We start from the raw sequence: 15,304 nt of genomic DNA on the forward strand, positions 1-15,304 counted from the left end.
GGTATTTCCTCAGGGAACGATCGAGCGCGACTGGATGCCGCGCGACCAGTCGAGTGCGGCGGCCATCGAGGGCGACATGGAAGCAGCAAGCATGTTCTCGATCATCGCGGTCTTCTCGATGATCTGGACGATGGCGGTAACGCGCGCCTGTCCGGTCGCCTGCCGGCTGGCGAGCTGGTTTCGGACTTCGGCGACCTGCGCGCGCCAGAGCGTCAGCTTGGCCTCGTCGGCGGCGATGAAGCTTGCCATCGAGCGGCTCGCTTCGGAAGAAATCCGCTCGAGGATTGCATGGAGCAGGTCGATGCTGGTGACCTCGGCGAGCGTTGCGCGATCGTCGGTCGCCATGCCGCGGCCATAGGCGGCCTGGACGGTGAGGATCTTGTACAAGGGTAGCGAGGCCACCTGCAGCAATTCGATCTCGGAAGCGCCGATAGCGGTGTCCTCGCGGATCGCTTCAACCATATTGCCGATCATGGTCGCAACCCGCGGGCGGATTGCCTTGGCGGACGACAGGCTCAGCTGCTGGAAGGTGGGGTTGAGGCAGAGTTCGGGCTCGTCGCAGCGGAAGACCTCAACGCTCTGGCCCTGCGTCCCGTCGAGCAGGGCGGTCACGAGGGTCGAGGACGCATCGCCTGCAAAAGGCACGAAGCTGCCCGGATTATCGTCACTCGGCGGGACATAGATCACCGTGCCGATCAGCGTCATGGCATATTCGGCGAGGTCGCGGTCGAAACTGCCGCCCGGATTGAAGAAGGCGGATTCCTTAAGGACATGCCAGGTGTAATTGCGCGGCACGCCGGGATTGACGTCCTCGAAGTCGGTTCCGCCGGCATTGTTGGTACTTGTCCGCTGGCCGCGCGTGCCGCAGCCATGCTTGGCCGCAGCATAGTCGGTGAAGATGCCGGTCGAATTGCCGATGGCTTCGCAGATCGCCTTGTCGGCCAGATCGCCCTGCGGCCAGACCCCGCCGACGAGGCCCTGCGCCATTTCGCAGGAGTTGATCGATAGCTCGTTCATGAGCTGCGCCTTCTGGCTAAACTCCTGCATGATCTTGTTGCACTCGGGACAGATCGTGTCGATCGCGAGGCTGAAGGCAAAGCCCACCGCATTGTTGGCAACCGCCTTCAACAGCGCGACCATTTCGCTCGCATTGATGAAGGAGAAGGAGCCGGCAAAGATGTCGATCCCGCCGCAGCCCGCGCGTGCACGCGGTAGCTGGAGATTGGCAATGTTGGTGGTCTTCTGGGGAAACCGCGTCCAGACATTGCCCATGGAGTAGTAGCCTGCCGACTGGCCCTCGAAGGCAGTGGGGCCGGTGACATTGGCGGCCGCGCCCATGTCGTCCATGAAGCGGTCCATGCTGTTGCCGACATCCTGCGCGGTTGCAGCGGTTGGCGTTACGGTCATGGCGAGCGCGCCCAGAGCGAGCGCAAGTTGTCCGATCCTAGTAATCATGGCCGGCTTCCCTGGTGGTGAGGAGGTAGATGCGGTCCTGCAGTTCGTCGGCCGAGAGCACGCCGTAGCCGATCGGGATCGGGCGGCGGGTCTCGCTGTCCCACAGCACGACCGCAGGGGTGATGCCGGGCTCGAGGCCCATGCGCGGACGCTGACCGTTCTCGACGATGTAGTTGGGGAAGTGCCGCGAGGGTCCGCCATCGGTCGAGATCGCGCGCACGGTGATACGCCAGCGCTCCGCAACCGACTTGACGATCGGGCTCATGACCTCGCAGGCACCGCATGTCTGGGCAAAGAAATAGAACAGTCCGTAGCGCTCGGAGAGACGTGCCATGACAACATCGCGTTCGGCAGAGCGCGCATCCTGCCATTGCCGCTTGGCGAGCGCGCCTACCGGGCGTTCGAGCGTGTAGTCGAGTGCGGGATCCTGCCACAGAGCGCGCTGCCACACATCGGAGAACAGCGAGGCACGGTCGAGTTGCTCGCGCTGGAAACGGATATAGGCAGTGACGTTGGCAGGCGTCGGGTAGAGGATTGCCTGCGCTTTCAGCTCGCGCAGCTCGCCGGTGATCGCGTCGAGTTCTTCAGCAGCACTTGCCGTCGGGACTGGGGTTGCCTCGTCTTCGCGCGGCTCCGGATCGGGGTCGATGCAGTAGAACCAGTAACCGAGCTGCCGCTCCTGGCAGTAGAGCGTATCGGCAGTAGGGACGCTGGGCCACACATCCTGCGCTATCGCGGGTTGGCTTGCGGCAAGCATGTTCATCGACAGCACCAGCGCAAGGCTGAAAGAATAGGCGGTACGGTGCATCACTGCATTTCCCTTGCGTAATAGTCTTCGATTTTCTGCTGGATGAGCACGCTGGCCTCGATTTCGTCGGGCAGGCGCGCCGCCTCGGTGAACTCGGCATAGACTTCGGAGAAATCCATCTGGCTGAGGTCCAGCTGAGCGAACTCGTCGAGCGTGAAGCCTTCGCAGGTCTCTTCCTTGGGTTCGTCCCAGGGCTTTGGCAGCTGCGCGCGGCCCTGTTCCTGGAGGATGCGCGAGAGCTTGCTCTCGAAGCAGCAATAGGCCTTGCGCTTGGTAAGGCAGATCCCGAGAAACTTGTCCGAGCAATAGGTGCCGACATAGGCGCACAGGCCCTGCGCATCGCGCTCGTGGAGCAGCACTTCCTCGCGGTCGCAGCCCAGCGCGACGAGCAGGCTGATCCCCGGGATGAGCGGGAAACCCTTGCCCTTGCAGCAGTTGAGAATTCCGAAGACCTTGGACGAGCAGGTGTTGCGCGTGCCGGTGAAGAGCGTGAGCGTGTCGGGATCGAACTCGCCGCGTGCCTGGTTCATCGCGTTCAATGCGACAACCGCATCCTTGAACTCGTCATTGGCGGTGCGCTCGATGGTCTCGCATGAACCGTCGATGCAATAGACATCGCCGTCGCAGATATATTGCGCGGGCGCCGAGCCATCGGGCGGCAATGCGCATTCGAAGAGCCGCTCGCTGGTCTGGCAGGGTGTCTCGTCGGTAAGGCATTCTTCGCGCAGGAAGCGGCATTCGGGATTGGCTTCGATCTCGCCGCAGTCATTGCCCGACACCGTGTCGAGGCACTGGTAGTCGCGCTGCCATTGCCAGCAACTGCGGGTGATCGAGACGCCATCGACCACACGCGTCTGCGGACTGGCATCGGTGCAGGTCTCGCTGACCTGCGAGCAGGTGGAGGCCTGGGCAAGCGGCAGGCACTGGTTGTCATCGAGCCGGACATTGACCGTCCGGGTGGTCGTAACATCGTCGGGCGCGAAGCCCCCTATCTGCTCGCCGCAGCGGAAGCGGCGCACCTCGATCATGTTCTGCCCGCGGCAGGGGATGCTCGAGAATTGGGGCAACTGGTAGCACGGGACGAAGGCGGTCTGGTAGAGAGTGCAGCTACCACCGGTGTAGTGCTGGCAGGACCACTTGCCACTGTCGGGCGCATTGTTGGGCAGGCAATAATAGTCGTATGCGCTCGTCGTCGTGACTTCGGGCACGAGGCTCGCCGTGCAGCTGGCATCGACAAGTTCGCCCGAGGTCCCGCTGTTGCAGGTCGCGACATAAGTGCCTGCCGAGGCGGAACCGGGCGGCAGTTCGACGCACTGGCCCTGGCTACCCCCAATGGCCATGCCGCTCGTGTAATCGAGCGGCGCGTCGCTGATGGTTCCCGCCCGCGCGATCACCGCCTCGATTTCGCTGGGATCGAACCGCGCGCGCCGCGCGAGACTTTCTTCCATCGCCCGGTAGCCTTCGTGGACCCGCGCGGCATTTCGTGAGTCGCTCTCGATCTGGTCGGGATCGTCAGCCAGCGTCTCGAGACCCTGCACGCCATTTGGATCATAATTCGGCAGGCGACTGGCATCGACCGGTGCCGAGGCGCTGCTTCGCGCGGTTTCAAGCAGATCGCGCGCGGTCTCCTTGCCATCGGCCCGCGCGGCGTCGGTCGATTGAGATAAGGCGCTTCCCGGCAAGGCGAGGGCCAGCAGGCAAGCGAATAGAGGTGCCAGTCTCATGGCCGTGCTCCTTCAAGCTGGGTGAGGTGATGACGGGCTGCGCTGGCCCCGGGACCGCCGCCTCCGGCAAAGGTCTCGAGGACGTAGGCAACGCTGACATTGCCCGCGAGGCGGTCGTGCGGGGGCACGTTGCTGGTGCAATCGAAGCCGTCGCAAGGGCTGAAATCGCCTCCGAGCATGACGAAGCTCGGCGCGGCCTCGATAGCGAAGGCACGGAAGAGGCGCGGGTCGATCCCGAGCGCACCGGTCTCGCTGCCATCGTTCCAGATCGACGCCAGGCGCCGCTTGAAGAGGTCAGCATTGCCTTCGGGAAAGCCGCGCAGCACGGTGACGCCGCCCGCGCGCGCCATGTCCTGCACCAGGGCTTTGAGCGATGCTTCGGGCATGGAAAGCGAGGCAAAGGCGATAAAGCGCGGGCTTGTCCCCATTGCGCTGCGCTCGGCGGCAGCCTGGTCGCGCACCATGGCATCGAAATCGAGCACCTCGCCCGAGGTGTTGGTACCGACGCTCTCGACGTAGGCGGCGCGGTTGGCTTGCGCCTCGCTCTGCGTTGTCCGCGCATCCTCGACGAGCCCTTCGGCGCGATTGCGCACGCTGGTTGCAAGCGCTTCGGCATCCTCTGTGAACTCGCTCGCCCGCGCACGGATTTCTTCGAGATCGAGCTCCGGGCCGGTATCCTGCGCGGCGACGGCAGCGAAGCCGGCGGCGGTTAGCAGCGAAATGACGACAAGAAGGGGAAAGGTGTGTTTCATAGCGCGCAGCAATTCCTCTTGCGCCAGACGAGGTAGCCCATGTCCTCGCCGATGGCGGGAATGACCTGTCCGGGTTCCTGGAGCGTGGTGGAGGCACCGATCGGCGGGCAGGCGTAGCGGCCCGAAGTCGCCGGATTGGGGTTGGTCATCTGGAAGCGGTATTGCTGCTTCCTCATCACCGGCATGAGGTATTTGCCGCAAAGCCCGGCGCTGCCCATCGTCCCCCAGGAGACGAGTTCGCGGTGGAGCTTGTAGGCAAAGCGCGAGAGCACGAGACGCGAAGCCTGGACATGGCCGATCGAGGCCGAGACATTGCCGTTCATCGGGTACATCGAGCCCTGGCAACCGGCGCACCAGAACATCTCGTCGAGCGGTAGGTTGCCGGTCGAAGCGGCACAATCGGCGGCGCAAGCGGCCAAGGCCAACGGGTTGGCGAAGAGCACGGCTTCGGGATTGATGATCGCGGTGAGTTCGGAATCCTGCCATAGCGGATCGATCTCGGAGATGTAGAGAATGTCGATCGAGCCCGGTTCCAGGCAGAGAAAATCGGCGACGATCTCCATCCAGTAGATCAGTGGATAGGCATACCAGTGGACGTGCCAGCTCGAATAATACTGGTTCGCCCCGCCGATGGCCGAGGGGCCCGAGATCGAGCGGAAACCGATATCGAAGCCGGGATCGAGCTTGGTGCCGCCGAGATTGACGAAGCACCAGGGCTTCATGCTGACATCGGCGAGGCGGACAGGCTCCCAGAAGCCCATGGCAATGCCCGGGCGGATACCGCACAGGCACAAGGGCAGGTCGGGATTGTCGGGATCGGGTCGGCTCGAGGGCCAGATATCGAGCGCACCGATCGAGATCGGGAAGAGGCAGGACCAGCAGATATCGGTGATCGGGTTGACGAAACTGCCAGTGCATTTGCCCGGCTCGCCGCCCGCTGCCGCAGGCGCAGCGAGGGTTAGCGATAGTGCTGCGAGCGCACCGGCAAGGAGATTGCGCAAGGTGCTCATCGGCCTGCCTCCGCCGTGGCGGGCAGCGCGATCTCGCTGACTTCAAGCTGGCGGCCCTGCTGGCGCACGCGCGCAGGGACGGCCGTGATACCAAATCGCGAGGTCAGCGTGCCCTGCTGGTCGAAATAGAAGCGCCGCTGGCGCGTGCGCATCAGCTGCAATGGCGCGCCATTCACAAGGATCAGCTTGGGCTGGCCTTGCTGACGCAGCGCCCAGGCGAGTTGCTCGGCATCATCGCCATTGAGGAAGAGAAGATCGGCGCGCAAGGACACACTGTCGAGCGGATTAACGCGTGTCCCGGCGGCATGGATGAGTTCGCCGCGTGCCCCCCTGATATCCTGCTGCAGCGCGATGGTCGGATCGAAGGTCCACGAGCGGCTTTCGCTGGCACGCGCAATCCCGGCAACGGGCGCGGGGCGTTCGACCCGCGCGAGCGTGCGGCGCTTCAGTTCCTCGTTGATCCGCGCGGTCTCGCCGGATGCTTCCATCGCCACAAGGCGCGACTGGATCTGTTCGAGCAGGTCGCGCTCCACCACCGGGAAGACCGTGCCGCGCTGACCGTAGTCGCGGGCATGCGCCGTTGCGGGCAAGGCGAGTGCAAGGGCGAGAATGAGAAGGGCGCGGCGCATCACAGGATCGCCTTTCCGCTGCCGAGGATCTGGCCCCGGCAGACAAAGCCGATCTCGGCATACCGGCTGTCAAAGCCGCGCGGATGTTCGGTCCCGACATAGAAGCAGTTGTCCGGCACCGGTCCGTCAGGGCCGCGCGTCAGCGTGATGCCCAGCCGGGTCCGGGCTAGCCGCGTGGCGACCTGCTTCCCGTTGACGAAGACCTCCATGCCCTCATGGCTCACCACATCGCCGGGCAGGCCGAGCACCTTTTTCCCGAACATCTGCGGATCCTCCCCGAAATGCTTCGCCACGAGCGCGCTTGCGGGCGGCTTGAAGAAAATGAGGCTGCCGCGCTCGATCGGCGCTGCCTTGTCGAGCCAGAAGGCCCAGTTGGGGAGGCTCGGACTGGCATTTATGAGGAAGGCGTGGCTCTTGCTGAAAGCGTCGATCGGGGCCCAGGCGAGCGGGAGCGCGACGAGGCCGCATAGCAGGGCGACGCGCTTCCAGTTGAAAAGGCGGCTCATGGCTGCGCCTCCGCTTCGAGCCTTGCGGCGATGCGGGCTTCGAGTTCGGGTGTTGCGTCTTCGGCAGCGCCGGCAAGCACGGCTTCGGCGACCAGCACCACGCGCCCGTCTTTCCCCATATCGGCGACCGCCAGCTCGGCAGCCTGCAGGTAGGCGAGGCTTGCTGCCTGCACGGTGGAGGGATCGGCATCGGCGCGTGCTGCCTCGTCGATGAAGTGGCCGATCGTCTCGGCAAGGCGGACGGTGACGATCCGGGGCGGCTCATCCACGAGCACCGCGCGGGTGATCCAGCCCGCCCAAAGCAGCACGGCTGCAATTGCGAGCGTGGCCGCGATCTTCAAGGCCAGCGGGCGCGCGAAAGCTTGATCAGTCATGCGGCATCTCCCGTTCGAGCTTTGTGCAAAGACGCCGGATGAAGGCTGGCAGGCGCAGCAGGGTGAACCCGCCGGCGAGGACCAGGAACCCCACTTGCAGGTCGCGGCTGAAGGAGATGCGCGCAGGTCCCTCTGCGCTGGCATAGTGATCGGCGAGATTGCCGAGCTGGGCGAACAGCAGCCCCAAATCCCATCCGGCGAGGAACAGGAAGACGAACAGCGGCAGGCCGAGCACGGTGAGCAGCGTGCTTGCAGCAAAACCCGTCGCCTCGATCAGCACCAGGCAGGTGCCTTGGATCATGGGCCAGAGCGCGATCCTGGGCTTCGGAAATTTACCGTGCTCGATCCGGTCGAGCATGGTTTCGACATGCATGCACATCACGCGTCTCCCCCAAGAACGTCAGGGCGGCCAGCGACGAGCGCGATGGCCTTGTCGAGCGGCATTCCGTTTTCGACATGGCCATGGATCGCGGCGTAGGTATCGGGATCGGAGGAGAAGATCGTCGCCGAGAGCGGGTCGAGCACGAGCCGTCCGACGGCCTCGACATCGGGTCCCTTGATATAGAGCTCGCTATATTCACTGCCCGATCGCTTGAGGCTGCGGATCAGCGTCTCGGTGCGGTCGTCCATGTCGAGCCGCGCTTCCTTGCGGAAATCGGCGATGGTCTCAGGCTTCTGCTGGAGCACCAGCATCCAGTCGCTGTTCTCGAGCGCGGCGCGTGCGCCGTCGGACTTGTAGTAGTCGTTGAGGGACTGGGTGGCGGTCGCGAGCGCGCCGCCATATTTGCGCGCGGTGCGGGCATAGGTCTCGACGAATTCGCCCATCGAACCGCCCTTGAGCATGGCCCAGGCCTCGTCGATCAGCAGCAGCTTCTTGGTGCTACGCGAGCTCCGCGTCATCGCTTGGCCAGTCATGAACATGATCGCCGATAGGACCACGCTCCTCAATTCCTCGCGTGACGCGAGATCACTCATCTCGAAGACGGTGAAATCATCGTCGAATGCGAAACTCGCCTTGCCGGAGAAGAACCCGGCATAGCTCCCGCCGCGGCAGAAGGGCGCGATGGCGAGCGCGAGCTCCTTGCCGGTCTCATTCTCGCCTTCGTGCAAGGCATGGGCGACATCGTCGATCGATCCGCCACTGCCGAGGCTTGCCCAGACTTGCGAAATGGCCTTGTCGATGAGGCCGCGTTCGGTGTCCGAAGGCGCAGTGCTCGGCCGCGCCATCTGCCCGACGATCGCTTTCACCATGGCAAAGCAATCGAGCCGGTAATCCTCGTCGATCTCGGCGCGGGCATCGTCGATCAGCGAGAAGGGATTCAATGAAAACCCCGAGGCAAGCGTGAATTCGACGAAGCGTCCGCCCTGGAGCTTGACCGAATGCTCGAAACTGCGGCCGTCATCGATCACCACGACCTTGGCACCCGCACCGCGCAGGGCGGCGCAGAGCTCCTGCAGCAGCACCGATTTGCCCGAACCCGACTTGCCGCAGATCGCGATATTGTGGTTGCCCGCGCCATTCTCGAAGGGCGACCAGAAGAAGGGCTGGCCGCGCCGTCCAACCAGCAGCAGGTGAGGGACGGGGCCGCCCAGGTACTCGCCCTGCATCGGGGCGATATTGGCGGCCGTGGTCGAGAGCATGGTGCGAAGGCGCTTCAAGCGCGTCATGTCGGCGGCGAGCCCGTCGGCAAGGCTGAGCGGGAAGGCGGCAACGAGGCCCTGCAATTGCAGGAAGCGTTCGTCGGCGAGATCCCAGCCTGCCGCCTTGTAGATGGCTTTCACCACGCGCTCGTGCGCATCGCCTTCGCCGAGCGGCGAATAGGTGGTGAGCCCGTAGAAAAGCTTCACCAGTTTCTTGCCTTCCTGCAGCTCGGCCTGGACGTGCTTCCATTCAGCCGACTGTTCGCCGAGGCGCGGCAGGAAGCGCGCGCTCTTGGTATCGGCTAGGCTGGTCGTGCGCATGAACTTGTAGCCCGCGCGCGCAGCGGCGGCTTCCTGGTCGGGATAGACAAGGCAGAGCATTGTCGCGGCAGGACAGGGAAAGCGCAGCTTGTCGGTGAACATGTCGCCGATCAGCCGCGCGCATTCCCATGGCGCCCAGCGTTCGGGCGCGGTGCGGAAGGCATAATGGCGCAGGTCAAAGCGATCAGGATAGCATGCGCCGACCTGCGGCACGCCCTGGCGGTCGCGTCCGGTCTCGCGAAAGCGTTCGGTACGCAGGAGCAGCCGGTCATCCTCGACCTCGAGCTCGATATCGCGGCGGATCGCCTGGACATCGAGCGTCTCGTGCGGGTTCCAGTCGATCCGGTCGGGCTCGCGCGCCGTGGTGGGCGAAGTCAGTTCGTCGATAAGCGCCAGCAGGCCTGCCGGTTCGAGCGGCGCGGCATGCAATCCCAGCGAGTGGAGCATGCCGAGCAGGCCCTCGCGGCATTCGGTGAGCTCAGCGTCGGTAATCGATCCGGGAACCGGCACGCCCAGGGAAACCACAAGACGGCTGCTGCGGGCATGGAACGGCGCATGCGCGCTCCCCGACTGCCAGACGAGATCGTAGAACCGGCTCGATCGAGACCTGGCAATGGCTTCGTATATCCCCCCTTGCTCGTAGCGCGGAGCAAACCACGGGCCGACGACATTGCCGATCCTGGGCGAGGCGAAATTGAGCACCTGCAGGCAGGCGCCGGGCGGCAGGCCTTCGGAAAAGAACTGCCCGAGGATCTCGCCGGTGCGCTCGTCCGCACCGACGAGCGGGGTCACTTCGAGCACGTAGCCCTTTGACGCACGGTTGCGATAGAGCCCCGCGCGTTCGTCGTAGACGCGGTAAGGCAGCCAGTCCGAGAGCATATCGAGCGCGAAATGCGCAGCGCCTTTCTCGGCGCGTTCGGTATCGGCGAAGAGGCCTGCCATGAGCGCGTCGCGCGCGGCGGCAAAGGAGAGGTTCATTCCTCGTCTCCTTGGGGTTCAGGAGGGTGGGGCACCCGATCGGTTGACATGGGACCGACGGGTGCCCCGATGACCGGCGCACTTGCGCCAGGCGAGGCCGGAACGGGCTGCCAAGGGGGGAGTGGCATTTCCGGCTCTTGCTCGGGTGTTTCGTAATGGGTTGGGCGGGCCCCACTGCCTCCATCGGCAATCGAGTTGCCAATCGCGCGCAGGACCTCGCCTGTGCGATGAGGTGCCCGCCAATCGGTACTTGCCGGTTCGGGCAGGGTTACATGGACCACGCGCGCCTCGTGCGTGCGGCCTGCTTCGTCGCGCCAGGCGGCAAGCACGATCCGCAGGCTCTGGCCGTTTGCGCTTGCCGACGCTTGCGAAGGTGTCGGCACTGCACTTACCTGCGCATCCATCCCGGTGGCCGCCGCATCGATCAGCGTCGTCGGCGCGCATGACCCTTCGGGCGCACGGCAGGCGAAGTCGCCCGACACATTGCCGCCCAGTGTCGAGCAGCCGCCCGTCAGCATAAACAAGGCAAGGCCCTGCGTGCGAAGATGCGAGAGCGCGCTCACTTGCGCTGCTCCTTGGCGGGCCGAGCAAACTCGCGCAGCGTGGCCGCATCGCGGTAGCCGTGGAGCACTGCGCCATCGCTCGCCCGGACGATCACCGGGGTTCCGGCAAACCCGTTCGCACGCGCGAATGCTTCGTTGTCATCGAGCCCGCGCGTCTCGGCACAGCTTGCCCCGCTCGGATCAAGCACCCCGTCATAGGCCTGGTGCAGCGCGCGTCCCGGATCACTCGCGCAGATCACGGTCTCGGCAAGGCGGCGGCTTTGCGTCCCGAGGATGGAGATGGGCCGCTCCTCGACCAGCACACCCGCCTTGCCGAGTTCATCCACCAGGCGGCGGCAATAGCCGCACTGGAAATCGGAGAAGACGATAAGCTTTGGACCCTTTTTGTTCCCCCAGTGAATTGCCCCTTCGGCGGGCAGGGTGGAAAGATCGACTGTGTCGGTCGCGGGCGCACTGGCGGTATTTTCGTTTGCAGACGGGTTGGCGCGCGCAGCGCCTGCCGCGATCAGGTCGGGGTTGAGTTCGAGCAGCCGCGATGCGGTGACATCGCGCCGCTCTTCCATGTCGTAGAGACGCCCGACCAGCAGGTAGCGCGCGCTCTTGTCGATATAGAACAGCGTCTCGCCCGAGACGACCTCGCACCAGGGACCAAACCTGTCGCAGGCGATCTCGTCGATCGGTGTCTTGGGCAAGCGCAGTTGCAAGGCCTCGGCGACATCGCTCGCCAGATCCTGTGCGGTTGCAGGCATTGCTGTGACCGCGCTGACCCCGACGGTCAGGACAGCGGCTGCACTGCTCGCGGCAATGGCGACATGCGCAAGGCGCGCCTTGAGGCCGGGCTGGTTCTCGGAAAAGTTCATTGGGGTGTGCTCCTGACATGGACGCCGTCGAGAAACACGATCTCGACCTCGATGCCGGTCGGCATCTCGACGACTGGTTGGTATTGTTCGGCGCGTTCGATGAGGTAGCGGCTGACCGTATCGGCTGCTTCGCCCGCGCCCTGGCCGATGCCGCCTGCAAGAATGTCGGTCGGCGAAAGCGCCTCGCGCTGGCCATTGGCGCCGACCTGCCCGGTGAAGATCCCGTTGGCGTTGGCGGAAAAGCCGCGCCCGAACCCGCCGACGATCCCGGCAAGCAGCGCCTGGCTGACAAGACTGCCTTCGCGGCTGACCACGCGGCCGCGCACCCCCGACTTTCCGGCAAAGGCGATGAAGCCCTTGACCTCGGAGACCGCGTAGCGGCCGCCGGGCTGGGCGCAGGTCATGCGCACCAGCTGGACATAGACCTTCTCAGCCGAGAGATCACCGCGCGCCGCGCCATTGACGAGGCAGCCGGTGATATCGGTCGAGAGCAGTTCATTGCCGCGCATGACCGAGCGGGCAGGGCCGGTGATCCTGAGTACCACGGGCAGCGGATCGGTCTGGCTGGCAACACCGGTCGAGGCATCGACCCCGACAATGACGCGTGCGGGCGCATAGGAATTGGGCGGCAGATAGTCGCGGCTTGCCTCAAGCATCAGCGCGGGCGCGCGTTCGGCACCGGCGGGTCGCGCATTCGTGGGCGTACGCTCGCCGAAGGTCAGCATGTCGAGACCGCCGGTTCGCGCGGCAGCAGGGGTGGCATTGCCATTGCTCTCGCCGGGTGGTGTCACGCCGGGACCATAGTCAGGCGGCGGCATGGCAGGCGTTGCAGCCACCGCTTCGCGTGAGCGTTCGAGTTCGGTCCTCAGCGCTGCATTCTCGGCCGAGATCGCATCGATCGCGACCTGGCCATCGCTCATCATCCGCGCGTTCTCGGCGCGCAGGGCTTCGAGTTCCTGCTCGATCTCGGGACGAGGGAGCTGAGTATCCTGCAGATCCTTGATCGCGCGGCCCTGCGCATCGAGCCGGTTGCCATAGGTGGCGACGAACTCGCGTTGCGAGAGATTGCGATTGACGAGGCCTCCGGTGTCGATGCTGGCAACGCTCTCGCTGTCAGCCGACGCACTGTCGTCATCGTCAAGGATGAACCATGCACCGGCCAGCAGCGTCAAGCCGCCAATCCCGGCAAGCAGCAGCTTCTGCCGCTGCGCGATATTGGCGTTGAGATTGCGCCGCGTGTCCTTGCGCCCAGAATCCTTGGATTCGTTAGGCCGGGTTTCGGTCTTGCTCCTGGTGACGTCTGCGTCGGCCATTATTCAAGCCCTCCCGCAGCAAAGACAAGGAAGGCGCTGGTCGCTTCGCCGGGAGGGAGGGTCTCGCGGCCATAGGCAAAGGCAAGTGCGCCAGCTGGAGCCTCGCGTTCACCGGCAAGGTCGATCGGTTCGCCGCCCAGGTTGCGGATGAGGAAGCGCTGGCCAGTTAGCTCGGCGCCTTCATATTGCGCGACCTGCTGCACTTCGATGGAACCGGTGCGGCGCGGACGCGACAATTCGGCGCGCGCGGCAAAGCCAGGCAAGACCGCGTCGCTTGCCATGGCCTCGATCAGCCGGATGGCATTGTCCGCCGGGCTGGCGCCTGCCTGCAATTCTTCGGCCTCGCTGCGTGCAAGTGCGGGATTGGTGATGAACAGCTGGGTCGCTTCGCTTCCACCGAGGCGGCAGGCGAACTTGTAGACATGGCCAGCCTGGCTGGTGGCGAAGAAGCTGATCCGGTCCGAGGCATATTGCGGCGGAACCGAGATATAGATGTCGCCGCGCACTGGCTCGTGCGTCACCTGAAAATCATTATACGGAAAGCCGCTGGCAATCTTCGAGACATTGGCAAAGCCGTCCTCGATCAGCGCGATGCGGGTGAGCTCGCCGCGTGCTAGTTCGCAATCGATCGTCGAGCCATCGCTCGCCTCGATGAACTGGTCGGCCAGAGCGGGCGTCGGCACGAGGGCGAGGCCCAACGCGGTCAGGCCGGCGAGTTTGAGCGCGACATCGCGGCGCTGCTGTGCGCCCACGCTGAAGAATGCGAGGCCGGTTGCGGCAAGCGCGGCGGATGCGGGGTTGCTGAGGAGGTTCATTGGTCCTGGTCCTCTGGAGTTGAATTCTGTTCGAAGTGGGTGAGCGCGAGGCTGAGGCCCCGCCGCGACCAGCGGAATGTGAAGCTGCGCTCCTGGCTCGCGATCACCTGCGCGCCGACAAAGGTCTTGAGCGTGCCGCTGACCGTCGAGGTCAGCGCCTTGGTGTCGACCTCCATCGTGCGGATGACGAAGGCCTGGCTGATGTCCGAGCCGCGCTGTTCCTCGACGATGGCGACCAGCTCGGCCTTGAGGCGGCCGTGCGCTGCCGGATCGGCGACTTTGAGGATCTGCTCCATCCAGTAGTCGAGGCTTTCGGGCGCGCGGTTGAGCAGCATCAGCGCGGTATCGCGGGTGACAAGCTCGAGATAATGCGCGTCCACCCCGCCGCTCGAGACGGTGAGCGTCTCAGCGGTGATCGGCACCAGTACGATCGCTTCGTCGCTGGTGACCGCAGCGCCGATGCCAATCAGGCTGGTGACGCCAAGCACACCAGCCAGCGCGGCAAAGCGGTTGCGCTGGGCCAGGTGGCGCTGGGCCTGTTCGTGCGCGAATTCGGATTGCATGGGTCTCCTCCCTTCAGCCTGCAAGCAGGCGGCAGTGGGAGGGCGGCGTGGCTTTGAGGCCAAGGAATGACCCCGGCAGGTACCAGTAGGCAGCATGCACCAACTTCGCGCCCTTGTTACCTGACTTCGCCTTCCGCAGGCCGAACCAGGCGATGACCGAAAGGCCTGTGCCGATGATGATGTGCTGCGTGAGGATGCCCCAGGCGAAGGGGATCAGCATCCCCGCAAACTCGTCCACGGTCCAGAAGCCGATAAGCTCCGGATCGTCGAGCCGCCTTGGAACAATGTACCTATCGGCCATGCCGCCCTCCCTGTCGTGAACCGCGAGGAACGCGTCAGATGACCGCGGTCACGACAGAGGTGACGATCGGCACGCCCGTGCCGACACCGATCCCGACGCCGACGGGCACGGCAACCTGGCCGAGCGCGAAACGTCCAGAGGCCAGCGCGATGAGGCCGCCTGCCAGCGAAAGCACGGTGATGATCTTGCCGCCCGAGCCTTCGAGGAAGTCGGTGAACATGGTCAGCGCCGGATCGAAGGTGGTGTCGGCGCCGGCATAGGCGGCACCCGCAATGGCGAGCGCCAGCGCGGCGGGCACCATATAGTCGCGCATCCGCGGCGTGGAACGGGTCAGGGTCTTGGTGGTCATGAAGGAAAACTCCGGTTGGTTGATCGACAACAGCGAGCTTTCGTGTTCGCTGTATGTTCTTTCCTTCAACTGGAGCGATGATGTAGGAAATGGGGCGGCGTGCAATTGCGGCGCCTGACCAAGCGAAAAGCGACAATTCGCGTGAGCGGGGCCGGATCACGCGCCAGCGGGATGTGATTCTGCGCTCGACCGGACGGATTCTGCGCGGCGGCTGCCGGATTTTGCGATTTGGCGACCGGATTCTGCGCGAATCATCAACGCACAGCGATTCGTTCGCTCCTATATGTTCCTTATATGTTCTTTTCGTTTTCCTACATTCGTCCTTCGCCCTAGCTTTCGAGT

General features: G+C 64.6%; 17 protein-coding genes. All 17 read right to left on the reverse strand.

Annotation, left to right across the window (positions count from 1 at the left end):
* Positions 1-9: 9 nt before the first annotated feature.
* From GRI89_RS15405 to GRI89_RS15485, 17 genes are read right to left on the reverse strand one after another with little or no spacing between them, the layout of a single operon-like run.
* Positions 10-1,455, reverse strand: a complete 1,446-nt coding sequence (locus GRI89_RS15405; RefSeq protein WP_159797531.1) for a conjugal transfer protein TraH — start codon at positions 1,453-1,455, stop codon at positions 10-12.
* A complete protein-coding gene (locus GRI89_RS15410; RefSeq protein WP_159797808.1) occupies positions 1,445-2,218 on the reverse strand; it encodes a conjugal transfer protein TraF in 774 nt (257 codons plus the stop codon). Before GRI89_RS15410 ends, GRI89_RS15405 begins: the two co-directional genes overlap by 11 nt.
* Before the next feature lie 44 nt (positions 2,219-2,262).
* Complete coding sequence (locus GRI89_RS15415) at positions 2,263-3,987, reverse strand: conjugal transfer protein TraN (protein WP_159797533.1); 1,725 nt, start codon at positions 3,985-3,987, stop codon at positions 2,263-2,265.
* Positions 3,984-4,739: a type-F conjugative transfer system pilin assembly protein TrbC gene (trbC, locus tag GRI89_RS15420; protein ID WP_159797535.1), complete on the reverse strand. Its 756-nt coding sequence runs from the start codon at positions 4,737-4,739 to the stop codon at positions 3,984-3,986. The genes GRI89_RS15415 and trbC overlap by 4 nt, the downstream gene beginning before the upstream one ends.
* Complete coding sequence (gene traU, locus GRI89_RS15425; protein WP_159797537.1) at positions 4,736-5,749, reverse strand: conjugal transfer pilus assembly protein TraU; 1,014 nt, start codon at positions 5,747-5,749, stop codon at positions 4,736-4,738. Before traU ends, trbC begins: the two co-directional genes overlap by 4 nt.
* Positions 5,746-6,378 (reverse strand): type-F conjugative transfer system protein TraW, encoded by a 633-nt coding sequence (gene traW / locus GRI89_RS15430; protein WP_159797810.1) that lies wholly within the window; start codon positions 6,376-6,378, stop codon positions 5,746-5,748. Before traW ends, traU begins: the two co-directional genes overlap by 4 nt.
* Entirely contained in the window at positions 6,378-6,884 is a 507-nt protein-coding gene (locus GRI89_RS15435) for a S26 family signal peptidase (protein ID WP_159797539.1), read from the reverse strand. The genes traW and GRI89_RS15435 overlap by 1 nt, the downstream gene beginning before the upstream one ends.
* A complete protein-coding gene (locus GRI89_RS15440) occupies positions 6,881-7,258 on the reverse strand; it encodes a TrbI F-type domain-containing protein (RefSeq protein WP_159797541.1) in 378 nt (125 codons plus the stop codon). The genes GRI89_RS15435 and GRI89_RS15440 overlap by 4 nt, the downstream gene beginning before the upstream one ends.
* A complete protein-coding gene (locus GRI89_RS15445) occupies positions 7,251-7,631 on the reverse strand; it encodes a hypothetical protein (RefSeq protein WP_407924987.1) in 381 nt (126 codons plus the stop codon). The genes GRI89_RS15440 and GRI89_RS15445 overlap by 8 nt, the downstream gene beginning before the upstream one ends.
* A gap of 5 nt (positions 7,632-7,636) precedes the next feature.
* Positions 7,637-10,198, reverse strand: coding sequence for a type IV secretion system protein TraC (traC, locus tag GRI89_RS15450; RefSeq protein WP_159797543.1), 2,562 nt, complete (start codon positions 10,196-10,198; stop codon positions 7,637-7,639).
* A complete protein-coding gene (locus tag GRI89_RS15455; protein WP_328598299.1) occupies positions 10,195-10,761 on the reverse strand; it encodes a hypothetical protein in 567 nt (188 codons plus the stop codon). Before GRI89_RS15455 ends, traC begins: the two co-directional genes overlap by 4 nt.
* Positions 10,758-11,621, reverse strand: a complete 864-nt coding sequence (locus GRI89_RS15460; protein WP_159797545.1) for a DsbC family protein — start codon at positions 11,619-11,621, stop codon at positions 10,758-10,760. Before GRI89_RS15460 ends, GRI89_RS15455 begins: the two co-directional genes overlap by 4 nt.
* Positions 11,618-12,934 (reverse strand): TraB/VirB10 family protein, encoded by a 1,317-nt coding sequence (locus GRI89_RS15465; RefSeq protein WP_159797547.1) that lies wholly within the window; start codon positions 12,932-12,934, stop codon positions 11,618-11,620. The genes GRI89_RS15460 and GRI89_RS15465 overlap by 4 nt, the downstream gene beginning before the upstream one ends.
* Positions 12,934-13,749: a type-F conjugative transfer system secretin TraK gene (locus GRI89_RS15470; RefSeq protein ID WP_159797549.1), complete on the reverse strand. Its 816-nt coding sequence runs from the start codon at positions 13,747-13,749 to the stop codon at positions 12,934-12,936. Before GRI89_RS15470 ends, GRI89_RS15465 begins: the two co-directional genes overlap by 1 nt.
* Positions 13,746-14,312 carry a type IV conjugative transfer system protein TraE gene (locus GRI89_RS15475; RefSeq protein ID WP_159797551.1) on the reverse strand — a complete coding sequence of 189 codons (567 nt, stop codon included), beginning with the start codon at positions 14,310-14,312 and terminating at the stop codon, positions 13,746-13,748. Before GRI89_RS15475 ends, GRI89_RS15470 begins: the two co-directional genes overlap by 4 nt.
* 13 nt (positions 14,313-14,325) lie before the next feature.
* Entirely contained in the window at positions 14,326-14,613 is a 288-nt protein-coding gene (traL, locus tag GRI89_RS15480; protein WP_119585960.1) for a type IV conjugative transfer system protein TraL, read from the reverse strand.
* 34 nt (positions 14,614-14,647) lie between these two features.
* Complete coding sequence (locus tag GRI89_RS15485; RefSeq protein ID WP_159797553.1) at positions 14,648-14,962, reverse strand: hypothetical protein; 315 nt, start codon at positions 14,960-14,962, stop codon at positions 14,648-14,650.
* Between the last annotated feature and the right edge of the window lie 342 nt (positions 14,963-15,304).

The sequence above is a fragment of the Croceibacterium salegens genome (assembly GCF_009827435.1).
GTDB lineage: Bacteria > Pseudomonadota > Alphaproteobacteria > Sphingomonadales > Sphingomonadaceae > Croceibacterium_B > Croceibacterium_B salegens.

Bases quoted from the DNA above. Each gene is read 5' to 3' on its own strand.
- traC (WP_159797543.1), bottom strand. From the start codon at position 10,198: ATGAACCTCTCCTTTGCCGCCGCGCGCGACGCGCTCATGGCAGGCCTC.
- traW (WP_159797810.1), bottom strand. From the start codon at position 6,378: ATGCGCCGCGCCCTTCTCATTCTCGCCCTTGCACTCGCCTTGCCCGCA.
- GRI89_RS15475 (WP_159797551.1), bottom strand. From the start codon at position 14,312: ATGCAATCCGAATTCGCGCACGAACAGGCCCAGCGCCACCTGGCCCAG.
- GRI89_RS15410 (WP_159797808.1), bottom strand. From the start codon at position 2,218: ATGAACATGCTTGCCGCAAGCCAACCCGCGATAGCGCAGGATGTGTGG.
- GRI89_RS15470 (WP_159797549.1), bottom strand. From the start codon at position 13,749: ATGAACCTCCTCAGCAACCCCGCATCCGCCGCGCTTGCCGCAACCGGC.
- GRI89_RS15415 (WP_159797533.1), bottom strand. From the start codon at position 3,987: ATGAGACTGGCACCTCTATTCGCTTGCCTGCTGGCCCTCGCCTTGCCG.
- GRI89_RS15485 (WP_159797553.1), bottom strand. From the start codon at position 14,962: ATGACCACCAAGACCCTGACCCGTTCCACGCCGCGGATGCGCGACTAT.
- GRI89_RS15405 (WP_159797531.1), bottom strand. From the start codon at position 1,455: ATGATTACTAGGATCGGACAACTTGCGCTCGCTCTGGGCGCGCTCGCC.
- GRI89_RS15435 (WP_159797539.1), bottom strand. From the start codon at position 6,884: ATGAGCCGCCTTTTCAACTGGAAGCGCGTCGCCCTGCTATGCGGCCTC.
- GRI89_RS15445 (WP_407924987.1), bottom strand. From the start codon at position 7,631: ATGCATGTCGAAACCATGCTCGACCGGATCGAGCACGGTAAATTTCCG.
- traL (WP_119585960.1), bottom strand. From the start codon at position 14,613: ATGGCCGATAGGTACATTGTTCCAAGGCGGCTCGACGATCCGGAGCTT.
- GRI89_RS15465 (WP_159797547.1), bottom strand. From the start codon at position 12,934: ATGGCCGACGCAGACGTCACCAGGAGCAAGACCGAAACCCGGCCTAAC.
- traU (WP_159797537.1), bottom strand. From the start codon at position 5,749: ATGAGCACCTTGCGCAATCTCCTTGCCGGTGCGCTCGCAGCACTATCG.
- GRI89_RS15440 (WP_159797541.1), bottom strand. From the start codon at position 7,258: ATGACTGATCAAGCTTTCGCGCGCCCGCTGGCCTTGAAGATCGCGGCC.
- trbC (WP_159797535.1), bottom strand. From the start codon at position 4,739: ATGAAACACACCTTTCCCCTTCTTGTCGTCATTTCGCTGCTAACCGCC.
- GRI89_RS15460 (WP_159797545.1), bottom strand. From the start codon at position 11,621: ATGAACTTTTCCGAGAACCAGCCCGGCCTCAAGGCGCGCCTTGCGCAT.